This is a genomic window from Planktothrix rubescens CCAP 1459/22, assembly GCA_904830895.1.
Taxonomy (GTDB): Bacteria; Cyanobacteriota; Cyanobacteriia; order Cyanobacteriales; family Microcoleaceae; genus Planktothrix; species Planktothrix agardhii.
In genome coordinates, this window is the sequence record LR882958.1 from 534,152 (window position 1) to 551,293 (window position 17,142).

13 protein-coding genes are annotated in these 17,142 nt (G+C 41.1%); 3 read left to right on the plus strand and 10 right to left on the minus strand.

Translation table 11 applies throughout. From position 1 onward, the window contains the following. Positions 1-11: 11 nt before the first annotated feature. From NMG86_RS02605 to NMG86_RS02625, 5 genes are all read right to left on the minus strand, one after another. Positions 12-350 carry a hypothetical protein gene (locus NMG86_RS02605; RefSeq protein WP_026788542.1) on the minus strand — a complete coding sequence of 113 codons (339 nt, stop codon included), beginning with the start codon at positions 348-350 and terminating at the stop codon, positions 12-14. Further along, positions 347-871, minus strand: coding sequence for a phage tail protein (locus NMG86_RS02610; protein ID WP_042155423.1), 525 nt, complete (start codon positions 869-871; stop codon positions 347-349). The genes NMG86_RS02605 and NMG86_RS02610 overlap by 4 nt, the downstream gene beginning before the upstream one ends. Positions 872-1,033: 162 nt before the next feature. After that, entirely contained in the window at positions 1,034-1,543 is a 510-nt protein-coding gene (locus NMG86_RS02615) for a phage tail protein (protein ID WP_026794888.1), read from the minus strand. A 209-nt stretch (positions 1,544-1,752) separates the two neighbouring features. Beyond that, a complete protein-coding gene (locus tag NMG86_RS02620; RefSeq protein ID WP_026796944.1) occupies positions 1,753-2,274 on the minus strand; it encodes a phage tail protein in 522 nt (173 codons plus the stop codon). A 165-nt stretch (positions 2,275-2,439) separates the two neighbouring features. Beyond that, positions 2,440-4,224 carry a phage tail sheath family protein gene (locus NMG86_RS02625; protein ID WP_026796945.1) on the minus strand — a complete coding sequence of 595 codons (1,785 nt, stop codon included), beginning with the start codon at positions 4,222-4,224 and terminating at the stop codon, positions 2,440-2,442. A gap of 511 nt (positions 4,225-4,735) precedes the next feature. Here NMG86_RS02625 and NMG86_RS02630 point away from each other — a divergent pair. From NMG86_RS02630 to NMG86_RS02640, 3 genes are all read left to right on the plus strand, one after another. Continuing rightward, positions 4,736-5,440, plus strand: coding sequence for a LuxR C-terminal-related transcriptional regulator (locus NMG86_RS02630; RefSeq protein WP_043939422.1), 705 nt, complete (start codon positions 4,736-4,738; stop codon positions 5,438-5,440). 13 nt (positions 5,441-5,453) lie between these two features. Further along, on the plus strand, positions 5,454-6,725 hold the full coding sequence (locus NMG86_RS02635) for a Pvc16 family protein (RefSeq protein ID WP_026796947.1): 1,272 nt from the start codon (positions 5,454-5,456) through the stop codon (positions 6,723-6,725). 114 nt (positions 6,726-6,839) lie between these two features. Next, positions 6,840-8,801, plus strand: a complete 1,962-nt coding sequence (locus NMG86_RS02640) for an ATP-binding protein (RefSeq protein WP_026796948.1) — start codon at positions 6,840-6,842, stop codon at positions 8,799-8,801. Between the two features lie 55 nt (positions 8,802-8,856). Here NMG86_RS02640 and NMG86_RS02645 read toward each other — a convergent pair whose 3' ends face one another. From NMG86_RS02645 to NMG86_RS02665, 5 genes are all read right to left on the minus strand, one after another. Further along, positions 8,857-10,419, minus strand: coding sequence for an RNA/DNA-binding domain-containing protein (locus NMG86_RS02645; RefSeq protein WP_026796949.1), 1,563 nt, complete (start codon positions 10,417-10,419; stop codon positions 8,857-8,859). A gap of 245 nt (positions 10,420-10,664) precedes the next feature. Beyond that, on the minus strand, positions 10,665-13,112 hold the full coding sequence (locus NMG86_RS02650; RefSeq protein WP_144018188.1) for a tetratricopeptide repeat protein: 2,448 nt from the start codon (positions 13,110-13,112) through the stop codon (positions 10,665-10,667). Positions 13,113-13,347: 235 nt separating this feature from the next. Then, positions 13,348-14,775 carry a signal recognition particle protein gene (gene ffh / locus NMG86_RS02655; protein WP_026788552.1) on the minus strand — a complete coding sequence of 476 codons (1,428 nt, stop codon included), beginning with the start codon at positions 14,773-14,775 and terminating at the stop codon, positions 13,348-13,350. 310 nt (positions 14,776-15,085) lie between these two features. After that, positions 15,086-15,874 carry a pentapeptide repeat-containing protein gene (locus tag NMG86_RS02660; protein WP_026796951.1) on the minus strand — a complete coding sequence of 263 codons (789 nt, stop codon included), beginning with the start codon at positions 15,872-15,874 and terminating at the stop codon, positions 15,086-15,088. A 67-nt stretch (positions 15,875-15,941) separates the two neighbouring features. Further along, positions 15,942-17,117, minus strand: coding sequence for a pentapeptide repeat-containing protein (locus NMG86_RS02665; protein ID WP_026788554.1), 1,176 nt, complete (start codon positions 17,115-17,117; stop codon positions 15,942-15,944). Positions 17,118-17,142: the final 25 nt, after the last annotated feature.

The following is a 17,142-nucleotide window of genomic DNA, read 5'->3' on the forward strand; positions in this document are numbered from 1 at the left end:
ACATCGTTAATTCAGGGTTGATCATAAACTGGGGATGGGGTGGGAGAGTCGGGTTGGTCTTCCTCTAAGTCATTGATGTAGCGATAAAACTTTTGTAAATAGCTTAAATCGGAGGCAAATAGATTTTCAATTACCATGGGTGAAATTTCTTCTAAAGTGCCTAACTGAGTAATAACACGAGAGAGAATAATTACAGTAGCATAGGCTGGATTTGATTTAACTCTAGGATCACGCATGGGAACAATTTCATCAATAGCCCGGGATAGTCGCATTACACCTTGACGGTGACAGTCGCCTTGTTCATCTAGGTATCCTTTGGGTAGGGTAAACTCAAATTCAGTTTGGATCATGACAAGGATTTAGGAAGGGTAGGAACTCGCTGAAAGCTTTCTACTGCTAATTCTAGTTCCTCAAAAGCGAGATCTGAACCAGAAACAATGTTATCAGCAACGGTGTAGGAAACAGGCCAAGCACCTTTAAAATTAAACCGAGCACCTTCTTCACTACTTTGGCGATAGATGACTAAGGAACCATCATAACTTTGAGTTGCCCATTGACCTGCTTGCACATTTTCAATCCACTTCCATAGGGTAGTTGATGCACTTAGACCGCGACGCAAATTAATATTATTAACTTTTTCATTTCCCGGCATTTTTGTTCTGAGGACTCGTCCCCGTTTAGCTTTCCCCCAAGGTTGGGGAAAAACTTCAGCTAATTCTATTAAACTTTGGGTATATTTAAACCCTTTGCATTCCATAAAATAAGCATCAACAGGATCGCTACTTCCATTTAGTTTTAACTCAACATAAAAGCGAGCAATGGTAAGAATCTCTGATAAATTTTGTTTTAATTGGTCTTGATTAATTTGCATACCAAATAGGGAATAGGCAATAGGCAATAGGCAATAGGAGAAAGACAGGGAATAGGCAATAGGCAATGGGAGAAAGACAGGGAATGGGCAATAGGTAATAGCAATAGAGAATATCTTTACCCATTACCCATTACCCATTACCCGCCAACCCTCAACACCTTCTTAAAGCTTGCTTCCCCCAACAGGAACCCGAATCATCCCGGCGTGGGCAACCTCAATGGTTTCTTTAAAAATATCGGCACTGTCAGCTTTGACTTGAGTAGTTTTGTATTTAGCGGGAATGGCATCTTTAATATTCCATCGGGCGCCTTCTGAACCATCTTGTTTGTAGAAAACCAGGGAAGCTTCATAACGCCGAGCCATGGTTTGCCGACCGCCTTTTCCCATTGCTTGCGGGTGTGAATCCACATACCATTGCAAGAGAATATCGTTGTCAATTGCTGTTACAAACTCCAGGGTAATATTTTGATAACTGACGGTAGCCGGGGTGGTTTGTGTATCCGTAGCCAAGCCCTTACGGGTTCCGATGGGCTTACCTTCAGAAGCCGGATCAATTGTAATTGAAAGTCCACTAGCTTTGGAAATCAGTAACCTTGTATTATTATTAATTTCTAAGTAAAAGCGAGAAACTGTCAGGTATTCCATTAGGCTTCTCTGAGTTGCTGCTGTCATTTTAAATATTCCTCCTGGTCAATAGTTAGATTGATTTTGTTTTAACTTAGTGTCGCTCATGTCCGCCGATTTATCGGGGGGTATGTTGTCAATTACGAATTACGAATTATCAATTACGAATTAATGAATTAGGAGTTAATGGATTAATAAATTAGGAGTTAGCTAATTGTCTCGTAATTCGTAATTCGTAATTCGTAGTTGATTATATGTCATCGACCACCATAAGTAACGGCGGCACCACTGACGGATTTGACTTTATTAATTCGTTCAGCCACCAGTTCATAGGTTTCTACTGCTAGATCTTGACCTGTGACGTCCGCATCGGCAATGGAGTATTTTTTCGGCCAAGCGCGTTCTAAATTCCATCGGAGGATTTCCCGACCGTTGGGGTCATAAACAACAACTGAGCCACTTTTACGGTTATTTGACCAGTCACCGTTACCGCCCTCACTAACGGGTAAGCATTTTTGAAACCATTTGTACATTTGGGCGCTGGCACCTTGGGGGGAATCGCACAGGTAAACTTCAACGGTCATGGCGGGGTTAGAATCGTAACCGCCGGAGGTGGTTTGTCGGTCATGAATTCCGCCTTTTGATGAACCTATGGGTTTGGCATTTCCTGTAACTTTACCTTCATAGGAAATTTGAGCCATACTTTTGATTTGAGCCTGAGTAATTCCGTCAAACTCAACGTAAAATCGAGAGGCAACAGTAGTAACAACTCCGACCATGTTTTTATTCCTTTTGTAAGTTTTTAGTGGGGAAATTAGGAATGGGGAATGGGGAATGGGTAATGGGTAATGGGGAATGGGGAATGGGGGAAAATAATTACTATGCAGTAATGCTGTTGATTAACCTTAATACCTGAAACCCTAAACCCCAAACCGGGCTTGTATTTAACTGAATTCGCCGCCTTCTTCTTCGTTTTCATCACCAGTGATCTGACTCATGCGGAAGATCACAAATTCAGCAGGACGGACGGGGGCTACGCCGACTTCAACATACAAACGACCTAGGAGCATCGTTTGTGGGGTATTAATTTCTTCGTCACACTTGACATAGTAGGCTTGAGCCGGACTACCGCCCACTAGGGCACCTTCGCGCCAGAGGGAGTCGAGGAAATTACCGAGAGTGCGTTTAACCCGTTGCCAGAGGTCTTCATCGTTGGGTTCAAAAACGACCCACTGGGTTCCCTGTTCAATGGATTTCTCAATGTAGCTCATCAAGCGACGGACGTTAATATAACGCCATTGAATATTATCCGCTTCCACCAGGGTACGGGCCCCCCAAATCCGTAGACCACGGTTGGGGAAACTACGGACACAGTTAATTCCCAAGGGGTTTAATAATTCCTGTTCACGGAAGTTACAGTCATAACTCAAACCGACCAGACCACGGGGGACTTCATTGGCGGGAGCCTTATGGACGCCTCTGGTTTCATCTACCCGTGACCAGACGCCTGCAACATATCCACAGGGCGGAATGGAAATCGGACGTCCGGCATTCCGGGGGTTGGGAACTCTGATCCAAGGATAGTAGAGGGCCGCAAATTGAGAACGACGGTTAAAATCTTCGGTGAGCCAACGGGCCACATCTTGGGGTTTAACCCGATCAGGAGGAGTATCGAGAATTACCATCCGGTTGGGTGGGTTGGGGATATCACCGGCCGTCGCACCTTCACTGAGACTGAGCATCATATCCATGATCCCATGAAGCTGATCGAGATTCATCAATCCGGCTTCGTACACGCGCATTAAGTCGGGACAGGCAACAATGGTCACGTCGTCAATTTCAAATAGACCCCGTACCCCTGTGCGATCATCCCTTCCACCTTCGACATATTGACTGAATAGTTCGGGCTGAACGTCGAGAGGCGGGGGACTGACTTCATAGAAGCCATTATTGGGGCGTTTTGCTAGGGGGCTACCTGTGAGGGAAATGTCTGTGATCCGAATGTAGCTGGACTCTTGCAGGGCATTGAACACATAATCTGCTACGGCGACATCGGCCTGGGCGTTCATGGTCAGGTGTTCGTAGCGTTCCAGTTCCTCGCCACCTTGGGTGATGATAACGGTGAAGTATTCCCCTGTGTTTGCGGGTATAGAAGTTATTGCCCTTGCCTCTGTAGCTGCCTCTGTGGTTGCCTCTGTACCTGCCTCTGCTGAGGAGGTTGGGGGTAGGGCGGGTGCTGGGGCTTTGGGTTGTCCTTCGGTAATTCTAACCCGGATGGTTCTCTCGCTAGGTGATACCAAAGCACTGTTAATGTTCTGGGTTGAGGCAATTCCGGGATCGCTGAGGGAAAACCGCAGGGCGGGACGTTTGGCGCGGTTCATCACCTCTGTGCCTAATTCCGTTGGTGCTGGGGCGGCAGAACCTGGTAATCTGGTGCCGATACTGGTGACCCAACAACGGCCGCCACCGTTTAAAAACCAGCCGTACACTGAAAAGGGCAGGTAGGCGTTGAAGTCGGTGAAGCCGTCGGAATTGGGGCGGGCAAAATACTGGAGGTATTGGCTCCAAGTGTTGACTAACATGGGTTTGAACATTTCGGCACCACCGCGCACATCTTCGGTAAATCCGAGAAATCCGGCGATCGCGGTGGGGACTCCTGCTATTGGACGACTTCCTCTATCAACTTCTTCTACATACACACCTGGAGCAAAATAGTCAAGTCTTGCCATATTTCTTTTCCTTATATCAATATTTAGCTTGGGAGTGCTGCTCAACAATTTGCTGTGCAGCCAAGATGGGGTTTGTCCTGATTACTATTTACTATGGGGAGCAATACCACCGCGCACGTTAATGTGCCTAGATTAAGGTGAAATAGACCCCAGGGGTTATAGACTTTGGTCGAAATTTTTGGGCTTTTTGAATAAGGTTATCTGGATGTTGGGTATTGTCGGCCATTGGTCAAGATATATTTAACATTACTTTATTTTTCTTATTAATTTGTTAGATTTCTAAACAAATGTACTGAGGATTGAATCGCAAAAATTAAATTTATATCTGAAGATGGATGTTATATTAAAAAATAGCGTTAATTACACAAGCTGCCTTCTGGGACATCAAACTATATTAGTTTTAATTGGACTTGATATGCGGGTAAATCAACTTAATCACACTTCCAATCAAAGGCCAGCAAGTGTTTCTAGGCAGATACCTAAGAGCATTTTACCGGAAACAATTGCAGTTATGCTTGTAGCCAGTGAATTGCCTTTTTGCAAGAGTTTGCAGGTATTACTTAAGGTTTATAACTTGAGTTCGTCATGGCAAATTAAGCTAGTTGGTAACACGAGTTCAATTCAACCTGTACTGAGTATGGCTGACCAATATAAACCCGGTTTAATTTTCCTAGATTGGGATTTATTTAAGACACCTGATCAGGGTACTGAAATGATCAGAAGTTTAAGTCAGAAATCAGAACAAAATCAGAATGATAGCAAAATTTTAGTGTTGTCTTCTGTAGGGGAAGAAAATAGTATTTTTGAGACGATGCAAGCTGGAGCTTGGGGATATATGTTGAAGGAAAATTTACCGACGCAACTCCCTATTGCTATTACCTCGGCTCTGAATAATCAAGTTTATTTATGTCCAGAAGTTGCAGCCAGATTCTTTCGAGCTTTTCAGATAAATCAAGGTAAATTAACAGCCACTCAACCCAATAAATCATCTAATCAACCGAGGGAATTAAATAGCTCTAATCCCTATAATTTAACACATAGAGAACGGGAAGTCTTAAAATTGTTGGTGGAGGGATACCGAAATCAAGAAATAGCTAGTTCCCTTTATATTACCGTAGCAACAGTCAAAGCCCACTTAACAACCATATTTGAAAAATTAGATGTAGATAGTCGTAGTCGAGCGATTGTTCGGTCGTTACATCTGGGTCTTGTTTAAAACCAATTAAAGTATGAGTAATTATTTAGGTATTGCCACGGTGACGGCAACATTGCAGAGGATGTTACAACAATCTGTGCAGATGGATGTGGAGGGGGCAAGGGTGACAACAAGCCGCCCAGAAAATACCGGGGGAACTCCAGAAACAGGAATTAGCATTTACCTCTACCATTTGAAGCGCAATACCTCTTTAGGGAATGCAGATATGCCACCCCGTCAAAGGAAGGGAGAATTAACAAAGCGGAATCAATTACCTATAGATTTATACTATCTGTTAAGTTGTTATGGAAATGAGATCGAATTAGAGCCTCAGCGCTTATTAGGAAGTGCAATCCGAACCCTGGAAGATCGAGCGGTTTTATCCTCTCAAATGATTCGAGAAACGGTGAATGATCCCAGTTATCCTTTTTTAGCAAATTCTGATTTATCGGAACAAATTGAGATGATCCGAGCGGAATTTGTTCCGGTTTCAACGGATGAATTATCGAAGGTTTGGTCGGTCTTTTTTCAAACCCCTTATGTTTTATCTGTGATCTATAAAATTACAGTTGTGGTGTTAGATGGTGAGGAACCTGCAATGGTAGCACTGCCAATCCGCGATCGCAGCCTAAACGCCTGGACATTTAGCAAACAACCGACGGTTGATTTTGTCATGTCAACCGAAGGTAGATATCAACCGATTTTCAGCCATAGTACCTTATTAATTCGAGGTAAAATGCTTGCTAATGCCAATGCCTCGATTAGAATTGGGGGTGTGGAAGTGGCGCCGGGTACGGTGCAAGATCAGGAAATTACCTTAGCTTTAACCTTAGTGCCACCAGAGGCACTCCGACCCGGGGTTCAGGCGTTACAGGTAATTCACGGTCAAAGGTTGGAGAGGGGAAGCACTAATGGCCCCATGCAAGAGCGGGTTGAGTCCAATGTGGCTCCGTTTGTGTTGCGACCTGGTATCAAGGAGGTGAATCTGTTGGATGGGTCAGGAACAGACGACGAGCCTCGTGATGCTGAGGTAGAAGTGGTGACAGATGTGAGGATCGGTCAAGATCAGCGAGTGATTCTGATTTTAAATGAACAGACCAGCCTACAGCCTGCCTCTTACATTTTTAACGCCCAGCCTCGGAATAATAATACTGCTCGGATTGTCTTCTCACTTAAAGCTATTAAAAATAGCAACTATTTAGTGAGAATTCAAGTAGATGGTGCAGAAAGTCTCTGTCAAATTGATAGCGATCGCCATAGTCCCACCTTTGATCAGTATATTAGTCCAACGATCACCATCCCCTAGTAGTAAGCCCTTCAGGGCTTCTTTAGGGCCTATATACAATATATGGCAAAGAGTCCTAAAGGACTTACTACGAGTTAAGAGTCCTAAAGGACTTACTACAATTTTTTACTGAAAATGAACGCTGTTTCTGTGCAAAACTGGCAAAAAGCGAACCAAGAATCCCTGATGGTGGCACTGACCCAAGTGCGACAGGTGCTGGAATGGAAAGCCAGTCAAGACGGTCAAACTCCAAGGCCAATAGCCACTTCCGAACTATCGGATAATTCATCTCTACAACAGATCTGCCGTATCTTTGGCTTGTCCACCTTTGAACGAGACTTACTAATGATCTGTGCAGGTATGGAATTAGACGCCAGTTTTGCCAGCTTGTGCGCCCAGGCTCAAGGGGACTCGCAAAAACTTTATCCCACCTTCAGTTTAGCCCTTAGTAGCCTGGATAACCCCCATTGGAACGCCCTCACCCCTACGGCTCCCCTACGACACTGGCGATTAATTGAGATCGGTAGTGGATCGGCACTCACCCAGAGTCCCCTCCGCATTGACGAGCGCATCCTGCATTATTTGGTGGGAGTACAGCACTTAGATGAGAGACTGATGGGGATAATAGAGCCATTAAAAGAAGAAAATCAATTAGTCCCCTCTCACCAACAGTTAGCCGAACAGTTAGCAGAAACCCTGTCTCAGAGTGCCGGAAATGACATTGTACCCGCCGTGCAACTCTGTGGAGAAGATACCAGTAGCAAACGGGCGATCGCCCTATCCGCCTGCAAAATATTAGGACTGGATGCCCATTTACTCAGTGCCGATCACTTACCCAGCAACAGAAACGAACTGTCTCAACTGCTGCGGTTATGGGATCGGGAAGCGGTTTTGTGTAATAGTGCATTAGTCTTAAACTGCGACGAAGTAGACGGTTCAGATCGGGACGGAAATGTTGTCGCCCATATCATTGAACAAATTAACAGTCCTCTGATTATAACTACACGAGATCGGATTAGTCAGAGACAGCGCCCCTTAGTGAATTTTGAAGTTAGCAAACCTACCAACTCAGAACAATACCTATTATGGGAGGAGGCGCTGGTGATGGAACGCGAGGAGTTGCCGGAGATTATAGAACACTTAGTCGGACAATTTAACCTGAATGCCCCCGCCATTGCTGCGGCTTGTGCCAGTACCCTCGGACAAATGGGGCTAAGTGAGGATTATGATCAGCTAAATAATACTTTATGGGAGGCTTGTCGCGCCCAAGCTCGTCCTCGGATGGAAGATTTAGCCCAACGAATTGAACCGAGTGCCAGTTGGGAGGATTTGGTATTACCTGAAATGCAGTCACAAACTCTGAAAGCAGTGATTGCCCATGTTCGCCAGCGCGTTAAAGTTTATGAAGGTTGGGGGTTTGCTAAAAAAGGCGGACGGGGTTTAGGAATTAGTGCTTTATTTGCTGGCCCTAGTGGGACGGGAAAAACTACGGCGGCGGAAGTGATGGCTCAGGAGTTAAATTTAGATTTATATCGGATTGATCTGAGTTCAGTGGTGAGTAAATATATTGGGGAAACGGAGAAGAATTTGCGACGGGTTTTTGATGCGGCGGAAACGGGTGGAGCGATTTTACTTTTTGATGAAGCGGATGCTTTATTTGGAAAACGTTCTGATGTGAAAGATTCCCATGACCGCCATGCAAATATTGAGGTTAGTTATTTATTACAACGGATGGAAGCTTATGGAGGTTTAGCAATTTTAACTACGAATTTAAAGGGGGCGTTAGATAGTGCATTTTTGCGAAGAATTCGGTTTGTGGTGCAGTTTCCGTTTCCCGATGTGACCCAACGGGCTGAAATTTGGCGGCGGATTTTTCCCAAGGAAATGCCATTGGAAGGGGTGGATGTGAATAAATTAGCTAAACTGAGTGTATCAGGGGGGAATATTCGTAATATTGCGATGAATGCTGCTTTTTTGGCGGCGGATTCTAATGAGGCTGTGACGATGAAACATTTATTAAATGCGGCTCGTAGTGAAAGTATGAAGATGGAAAAACCTTTAACGGATACGGAGGTAAAAGGATGGATTAGTCCTTGAAACAGTTTGGGTTAATCGTCGTTAAGGACAACCCAGAGGAGGGATAAAAAAATCGTCACCGCCCAACCAAATCAAGCAGTTGATTAATAATATCCCTTGTCGATTTATTTGGATTATTAATTGATGTCAGGGTTTCTGCCATTACTAATTGGGTTGCAGCATTGAGACGGAATAAGTCTATTTTTGAATTAAAAATAAACTCTGCCACTCGTTGAGGCGTTCGCATTAAATTATTAATTTCACAGTAAAGCTCTAAACTTCTAAAGTTATAAGGATCATTATTCAAAAGCTTTTCAACTTTTTCAAGGGCAGCACTATAATTACCAACAACAGTATCATTTTCAGCCGATCTTAATTCACGAATTGCCTCATGTCTGGGATGGGCTCCTAATATACACACTAAATTTTCACTGCCAATCTCAAAAATCGGAGCCGGACACCCCTCTGCTTTCATGGTTCGTAGGATGGTGGGAATTCCCTGACCTTCTGTTTGAGCAAGTTGCAGTTTAATAAAAAAGTAGGCGAGACCTTGATTCCGCCAAAATGGAGATTCGCGACCCTCAACAAATTTTATTCTATCTATAGCAGATGGTAACGTACCCGGTGAATTGATTTCTACACGATCTGAAAATATAGTAATTCTAGTGGGTTGATCAGATTCATAATCTCTATGGGCTAGTGCATTGACAACAGCTTCTTGTAATGCTCGACTGGGATATTTTGCCAGGTTTGGCATCGTCGTGCTAGTTTTATCAAAAACAATATAAGCCTCTGCATTTAAACGCTCAATCAGTTTGTTTGCTTGTTCTACAATAGTTCCCTCAAGTTCGATCCTTTCTGCATGGGTTTCGCCTCTGTCTTTACCAGGATATATCGAAAAAATTGAGACTGCACCGGGGAAAAATCTTGTGGGTTCACGTCCAAACAGTAATAAGGCAAAATTGCGGGGTCTAAGAACATTTGTTAAAGGTTCTTTTTGACATAAAGAAGGGGCTAATGCCGCTAATTTAAAATCAGGTGATAAATATTCATCAATATCTCTCTTTCCATCCCATAAAGACATCCGTTGAAGGTACTCTCGTAGAACGATTAAATCAAGATCGTTTACGGTTGCATTAAGATTAATTCTTCTATCCCAAGGTGGTAATTTGCCTTTTTTTACTAGCAGTTCCCTCAATAAACCATTACGAGCTTCACAAGTATTACTACCAATCCGAATATAGTAAGTCGTAGTAGATTGTTGTCTGAAAGAGTGGGCATGATCAGTAGCCGGAATGATGAAAACTAATACTCTTTTATCCTCTGTTTCTGCGGGAAGTTGAACAGTATGGGGAACAATGGGCGGATCTACATAGTCTCGACAAGCGTTTAATACTTTGCCCTCAACTTCTTTTAACCTTTGAGAAGTCATCCCTGGAAGAAGCATTTTTTGAAAGCCGTGTTCATCTTTTACTTCTTTCGCACCACAAACAATATATCCACCCCCCAGATTTGAGTAGTCATTAGCAAAAGCCACCGCAGTTTGGATAACATCATTAATATCTGCTACATTTTCTTTCCATTCCACCTGTTCACTTTCCCGATAGGCAAGTTCTTTTAAATCAATAGGATAGTTCATACCTTTTTTATTCAAATCGGTGGATTAACTATAGCACTTGTATTACAGAGCAAACTAAAAATCTTTTTAGCTGCAAAATAGTTTAGGATTAACAACGGTTTGGGTTAATCGTCGTCAAGGACAACCCGGAGGAGGAGCAACGAAAGTTGCGATCGCCCAACCCGATTTAGAAGTGCCGGATTTAAAGAGTTTAGTTGACTTGATTTTTGAGCGTTAAGAAATAGAGTTATTCACTAAAATAAACTTTAAAATGGCATTTTCCAGACTTTTATACCATTATTATCTCCTCCAGCAACCAGAAATTTGTTATCAGGAGTAAAAGCTACAGACTGTACATAAAAAACTGGAGGATGTACATAAGAAGATGGAAAAGAAAGAGTAGCCAGTTCTTGACGTTGTTTGAGATCCCAGATTCTAACTGTTCCATCATCAGCACCACTCGCTAGAAATTGAGAATCTGAAGTTATAGCTAAGGATGTAACAGACTGAGTGTGACCTGTTAATGGATATCTAAATTTACCTGAATTTAAGTCCCATATTTTAATCGTTTTATCATTGCTTCCAGAGATTAATAATTGATTATCTGGGCTAATCACAATGGCTCGAATGATGTCTTGATGTCCGTGATCTTTGTCTAAAGTAGGAATTTCTTTTCGCGTCTTATAGTCATAAATTCTCAAAACTTTATCATCTCCCCCACTGACTAACCATTTTTCATTTAATGCAAGAGAATTAATCTTTTTAGTTGGGGTTGGGATTGTCCAAATTTGTTCACTTGTCTTCTCATCCCAAAAGGTGATACGAGTATTTTCTCCGGCACTAATCAAAATTTGTCCTGTCGAATCATAAACAAGACTGCGAATAATAGCGTTATCATTAGGAAGCTGAAAAGCCTCACCCTTTCCAAAATTTAAGTCCCAAATTTTTAAGGATTTCGCTCCCCCAATTGCTAATTTGTTTTTATGAGGATTAAATACAAGCGTATATACCTGATTTTGATTATCAAACGGCTTTTCTTTTTGGACTTGTTCAAAATTAGAAATTTTGACTATATTCTTGTCACCTCCACTTGCTATCCTATCTCCACTAGGACTAATAGCAATTGTAGAAACCAGACCATGTCCAAATTTATCTGGACTAGAGATTATAGGAAAAATAGCCTTATCTTCTAAGAAATTTTTTAAGGAATTTTTGATGATTTTTCGTCTTGAATCAGCTTGAGATACATAATCTTGATAGTTAGATTTTTGTGAGGAATTTTGAATAACTTGTTGATAAACCTGATCAGACAATTCCAAATTTGAGATTTGATCTTTATTGGATTTTACAGCTAAATCAAAATAAGTATTAGCTAATTCCATTTCAGCTTCTATATACTGTTTATCTTGGTTTAAAACTTTTTCAAGATCAGCTTTTGCTGAGTCTAAATTATTGTTCTCATGATAGGTTTTACCCCGTTGATAATAAGCTTCTAAAAATTCAGGATTACGCTTAATTTCTTCACCGTAAGAATTAATTGCTTGACCCAGGTTTTTTTGGTAATAATAAGCTAGTCCTTGATTATAAGAAAGTTCTGGGTAGTTAGAATTGTTGTTTTTCGCTTCATTAAAACTCTTAATGGCTGCTTCATAGTTTCCTAAATTAAGCTCCGCTAATCCTTGTTTATAATAAGGTTCAGCTAAAGAAAAAGAACTCTTTTCTTTTTTATTCAAATCAATCACTTTCTCAAAATCACGAATTGCATCTTCATATTTTCCTAATTCCGCTTTAATTGAACCTCTCAGTAGAAAAGCATCTTGAGAAGTAGAATCTTTTTTAATCGCCATATCTAAATCTTTGATAGCATTGAGATAATCCAGTTTTGATAAATAAACAACCGCTCGATAAAGATAAGATTGATAAACTTCAGGACTCCGCTTTATAGCTTCACTCAAATCTCTATGAGCAGCTTCATAATTTCCTGTTTTTATATAAAACCATCCCCTTAATATTCTAGGATCAACATAAAGTTTAGGATTGTTAATATGATCTTTAAGTTTAGGTTGAGAGCCTGATATTGCTATATTAAAATCTTTTAAAGCATCTTCATCTTCATAATCATCTGAGTTATAGTAGGCAAAACCTCTTTGAGCATAGGCTTCTGAAAACTGATCATCAAAAGTTAAAGCTAGGGTAAAATATTTAGCAGCCTTTTCATATTCTTGGTTTTCTAATTCCTTTTGACCTGCTTGATAGAGTTGAAATGCTTGAAGAGCTTGGTTAGAGGATTTATTCTCATTGTTAATGTTAACAATCTTGAAAAAGTTAATTTCTTGGATATTAACAGGAATGTTAACATTTAAAAATCCAACGTCTATCGAAGGAATCTTAACTGCTGTAAAACTTATATTCATATCTCCCCGGATGTTAGAAAAATCTTGATTAGCTTTTTTTCCTGGGGAACTCGAATTTTTAGATTGGTTTAAATAAAAGACAAATTCATTACCAAGAAAAGGACTAATCGATTTTATGTCTTCTTGATCTCGGACATTTTTTAGATTTTCTTTAAAAAAAGATGGATTTTGGGAGAGATTTAATTCCTTATTTTGAGATGAACTTTGAGCAAAAGCAACAGAACTGAAATCAGATAAGCTAATCAAAGAAATCAATAAAGAAATAAATAATAATTTTAAGAATCGATAGAGATTAGTCATAGCGGTAACTGGTTTATAGTGCAATGCTTCGTTAATTATAGTGGGTTTAGTGCGATGACTCTCCTGATGTTATATAAAAATTAACATGGGTAGAGCTTGGTAATAGGAAAAGAAGTACGATCGCCCTAGCTCGCTATAATAATATATAAACTATTGACAATTATTGAATACAATCATCGGAGGCAGAGCCTCCGGTTGGCATTCCAAGGTAAAACCTTGGAACGAGGAGAAAAGGTTAAAGTTGACCGAAACCTTTTTTCTTTTTGTCTTTCTTTTTCTTGGCTTTCGCCGCCCCGGGATAACCTCCTCCCATTCCGGGCATTCCGGGCATACCCATACCGGGCATACCTCCCATTCCCGGCATCATTCCTTGACTCATTTGTTGCATCATTACCCGCATTTTTTGGAAGTCACTAACTAACTTCATCACGTCTTTTTCAAGCATTCCTGAACCCTTAGCAATACGTTTGCGACGGGAAGGAGAACTAGCTAATAAATCCGGGTTTTGGCGCTCATTAACGGTCATGGAATTAATCATCGCTTCCGACCGTTTTAATTGTGCTTCTCCCTGGTCTAATTGGTCTTGGGAAATCTTATTCATCCCCGGAATTAACTTAATTAATCCCCCCAAAGATCCCATATTTTTCATCATTCGAGTTTGACGCAGGAAGTCGGTAAAATCGAATTTTGCCGTAATAATTTTTTCCTGCATTCTCTCGGCATCCGCCAAGTCAAATTCCTCTTGGGCTTTTTCAACTAAGGTTAAAATATCCCCCATGCCTAAAATTCGAGACGCCACCCGGTCAGGATAAAATGGTTGTAATGCTTCGACTTTTTCCCCCACCCCAACAAATTTAATCGGCGCCCCCGATACCTTCCGAATCGATAGTGCCGCCCCGCCGCGACTATCCCCATCCATCTTAGTTAAAATAGCCCCGGTAATCCCAATTTGGTCGTTAAAGGTGCGGGTTAAATTAGCAGCTTCTTGACCCGTCATCGCATCAACAACTAACAAAGTTTCATGGGGTTCAATAGTTTGTTTAATTTGGGCTAATTCCGCCATCATATTTTCGTCTATTTGCAGACGTCCGGCGGTGTCAATAATCACCGTATCAATATCTTGATTGCGGGCATATTCTACCCCTTGGCGGGCAATTTCTACGGGGTCGGTATCGGTTCCCATTTCAAACACAGGAACGTTAATTTGTTTCCCCAATGTTATTAACTGATTAATTGCCGCCGGGCGATAAATGTCCGTTGCGACTAACAAAGTAGTGCGATTTTCCTTTCTCAAATGCAGGGCTAATTTTGCCGTGGCGGTGGTTTTTCCTGTCCCTTGCAACCCGGCCATTAAAATAATTGTTGGGGCAGTGTCCGCTTGGGCGAGGGGAACGTTACTTTCCCCCATGACATTGACCAATTCATCATGGACAATCTTAACGAACTGTTCTCCGGGTCGCACACCGGACACGACTGCTGCTCCCTGGGCTTTTTCCCCGACTTCGGCGACAAATTCCTTGACGACTTGCAGGTTAACATCGGCTTCTAGGAGGGCGCGACGGACTTCTTTTAGGGCATCTTGAATATTAGACTCACTAATTTTATCTTGACCTCGGAGTTTCTTCCAAGTCGATTCAAAGCGTTCGGCAAGAGCATCAAACATAGCAATTTCTTTATTGAGCAGATTAACTTCACTCTCTATGATAATATTTAGTTGTTGCGCTTTAGCGCTCCATATTTTTAGAGTGCGCTGAAGCGCAACAACAAATTAAGGTTTAATCTCGTTTGATTTTTTCGACATTTTCATCAAAAATCGCTCCTCGTTTCTTCCAAGTGGATTCAAAGCGTTCAGCAAGAGCATCAAACATAGCAATTTCTTTATTGAGCAGATTAACTTCACTCTCTATGATAATATTTAGTTGTTGCGCTTTAGCGCTCCATATTTTTAGAGTGCGCTGAAGCGCAACAACAAATTAAAGTTTAGTCTTTTCTATCTTTTCATCAAAAATCGCTCCTCGTTTGATTAAGTCTGCTTTCACAGTTTCAGAAATTCCGGCATCATGCCAGAGGCGAGCTTCTTTAACATTTGCTCCGGTAAAATCAACTCCGGCTAAATTAGTTAAAGCTAATCCTGCTTGATATAAGTCGGTATTTTTTAGACAAGCTCCAGTTAAATTGGCATTGCTTAAATTACAGTTACTTAAATTGGCATCTTCTAAATTAGCATTCGTTAAATTTGATCCACTTAAATTTGCTAAAGCTAAACTGACCCGGTGCAAATCTGCTCCACTTAAATCAGCATCACTTAATAAGGCTCCGCTTAAATCTGCTCCCCCTAAATTGACATTTTTTAGGTCAGCATTGGTTAAGTCAATATCGCTTAAATCTGCCCCTCGTAAGTAGGCATTGGTTAATTTTGCCCCACTTAAATCTAATCCTCTTAAATTAGCTCCTAATAGTCTACCTTCGGCAAAATCTTCTAGGGGATTTAAACCTGCAATTTCAGTTAACTCTAAGAAATTATCGGTTTTTGCTGATATAATAGCTTGTAATGTTGTTTGTAAATCTGAAAAATGACAACCTTGAGATGCTGCTTTTTGAGTTAACAATTGTAGGTCTTCATGGGTTTTATAATGCAGTGCCATTTCGTGAATATCAGCAGGTAAAGGTTGTTTTTGTAACCAAAGTACGAGTTTACGCTCCAACACCGCCAAGCGATTTGGGCTAAGATTATGGGGCCACAGTCCTTCTACACCAGTCATAGGTTTTAATGATTTTGTTTATGGATATTGGTTAATGGATAGAATGGGTTGGATTCTGTCTATTCACCTAATCTTCATTCTCTCTAAAAATTGCCCCCCGTTGGACTAACTCGGATTTAATTCGCTTGGAAATACCTACTACCTCGGTAAAATCAACGTTTTCTACCCAGACATTTTTGAGTTCGGCTTGACTGAAGCTGGCCATTGTTAAGTTCACCCCTTGAAATTTTACCCCGGTTAGGTCGGCATAGTTGAGATTAGCTTGGCTGAGGTTGGCTTGGGTCAAGTTGGCATAGGGTAAATAGGCACTCATCAAGTTAGCATGGGTTAAATTAGCATGACTCAAATTAGCCCTAGGCATTTTAGTTCTGACATCGGCTTCGCTGAGGTTAGCACCTGTTAAATCGGCATCGCGTAAATTAGCGTTAGTTAAAATAGCATAACTGAGATTAGCTTCTTTTAAAATCGCTCCGCTCAAATCTGCTAAGGTTAAATTAGCATAACTGAGGTTAGTTTTTTCTAAATTTGCCCCGTGTAAATCGGCGTAATTAAAATCAAGATGACTTAAATCCATGCCTGCAAAATCAAATAAAGGATCTAAGCCAATATTTTCGGCTTGTTGTAGAATATTACCTGGATTTTCTATTAAAAATTCTCGAAAAATAGCTTGATGCTGTTGAGTATATAATTCAACTTGTTCCCATTGTTCTAACTGTTCATAAATTAACTTTAAATGGTTAAAAGCATTGCCTTGACTTTGATAATTTTTGTTGGTTTTTGCCAGGATTAATTGTTGTTGATAAGCGTTAATTGCCAGTTCAAATTTTTCTTGAGTGAGATAGATTTTTCCTAACACAGATAATGTCTGTTCTTCCGTGCGAGGATCTGAAAATTGACGGGCGAGGTCTAACCGTTGGTTTTGGTATTCGAGGGCGTTAACATAGTCTCCTAAATTATAGTAAATATTGCTCAGATTAATTAAGGCATTCATTTCACCTTTGGGATCTTGAATTTCACGGGAGATATCTAAATGTTGTTGATAGCAATTAATTGCCAGTTCTGGACTTAATAGGGCTTCATGTACAGCCCCTATATTCCCCCAGGCTGCGCCTTCCCGTTTGCGATCCTTTAAATTTCGGTAGGAGTGGAGAGCTTGTTGCCAAGATGCTAAAGCGGCTTGATATTCTGTATTTTGATAGTGTAAAATCCCTTGCTGGAATAACTCGTTGGCTTGATCTAACATCTAAATAGTTTATTTGATGAATTAT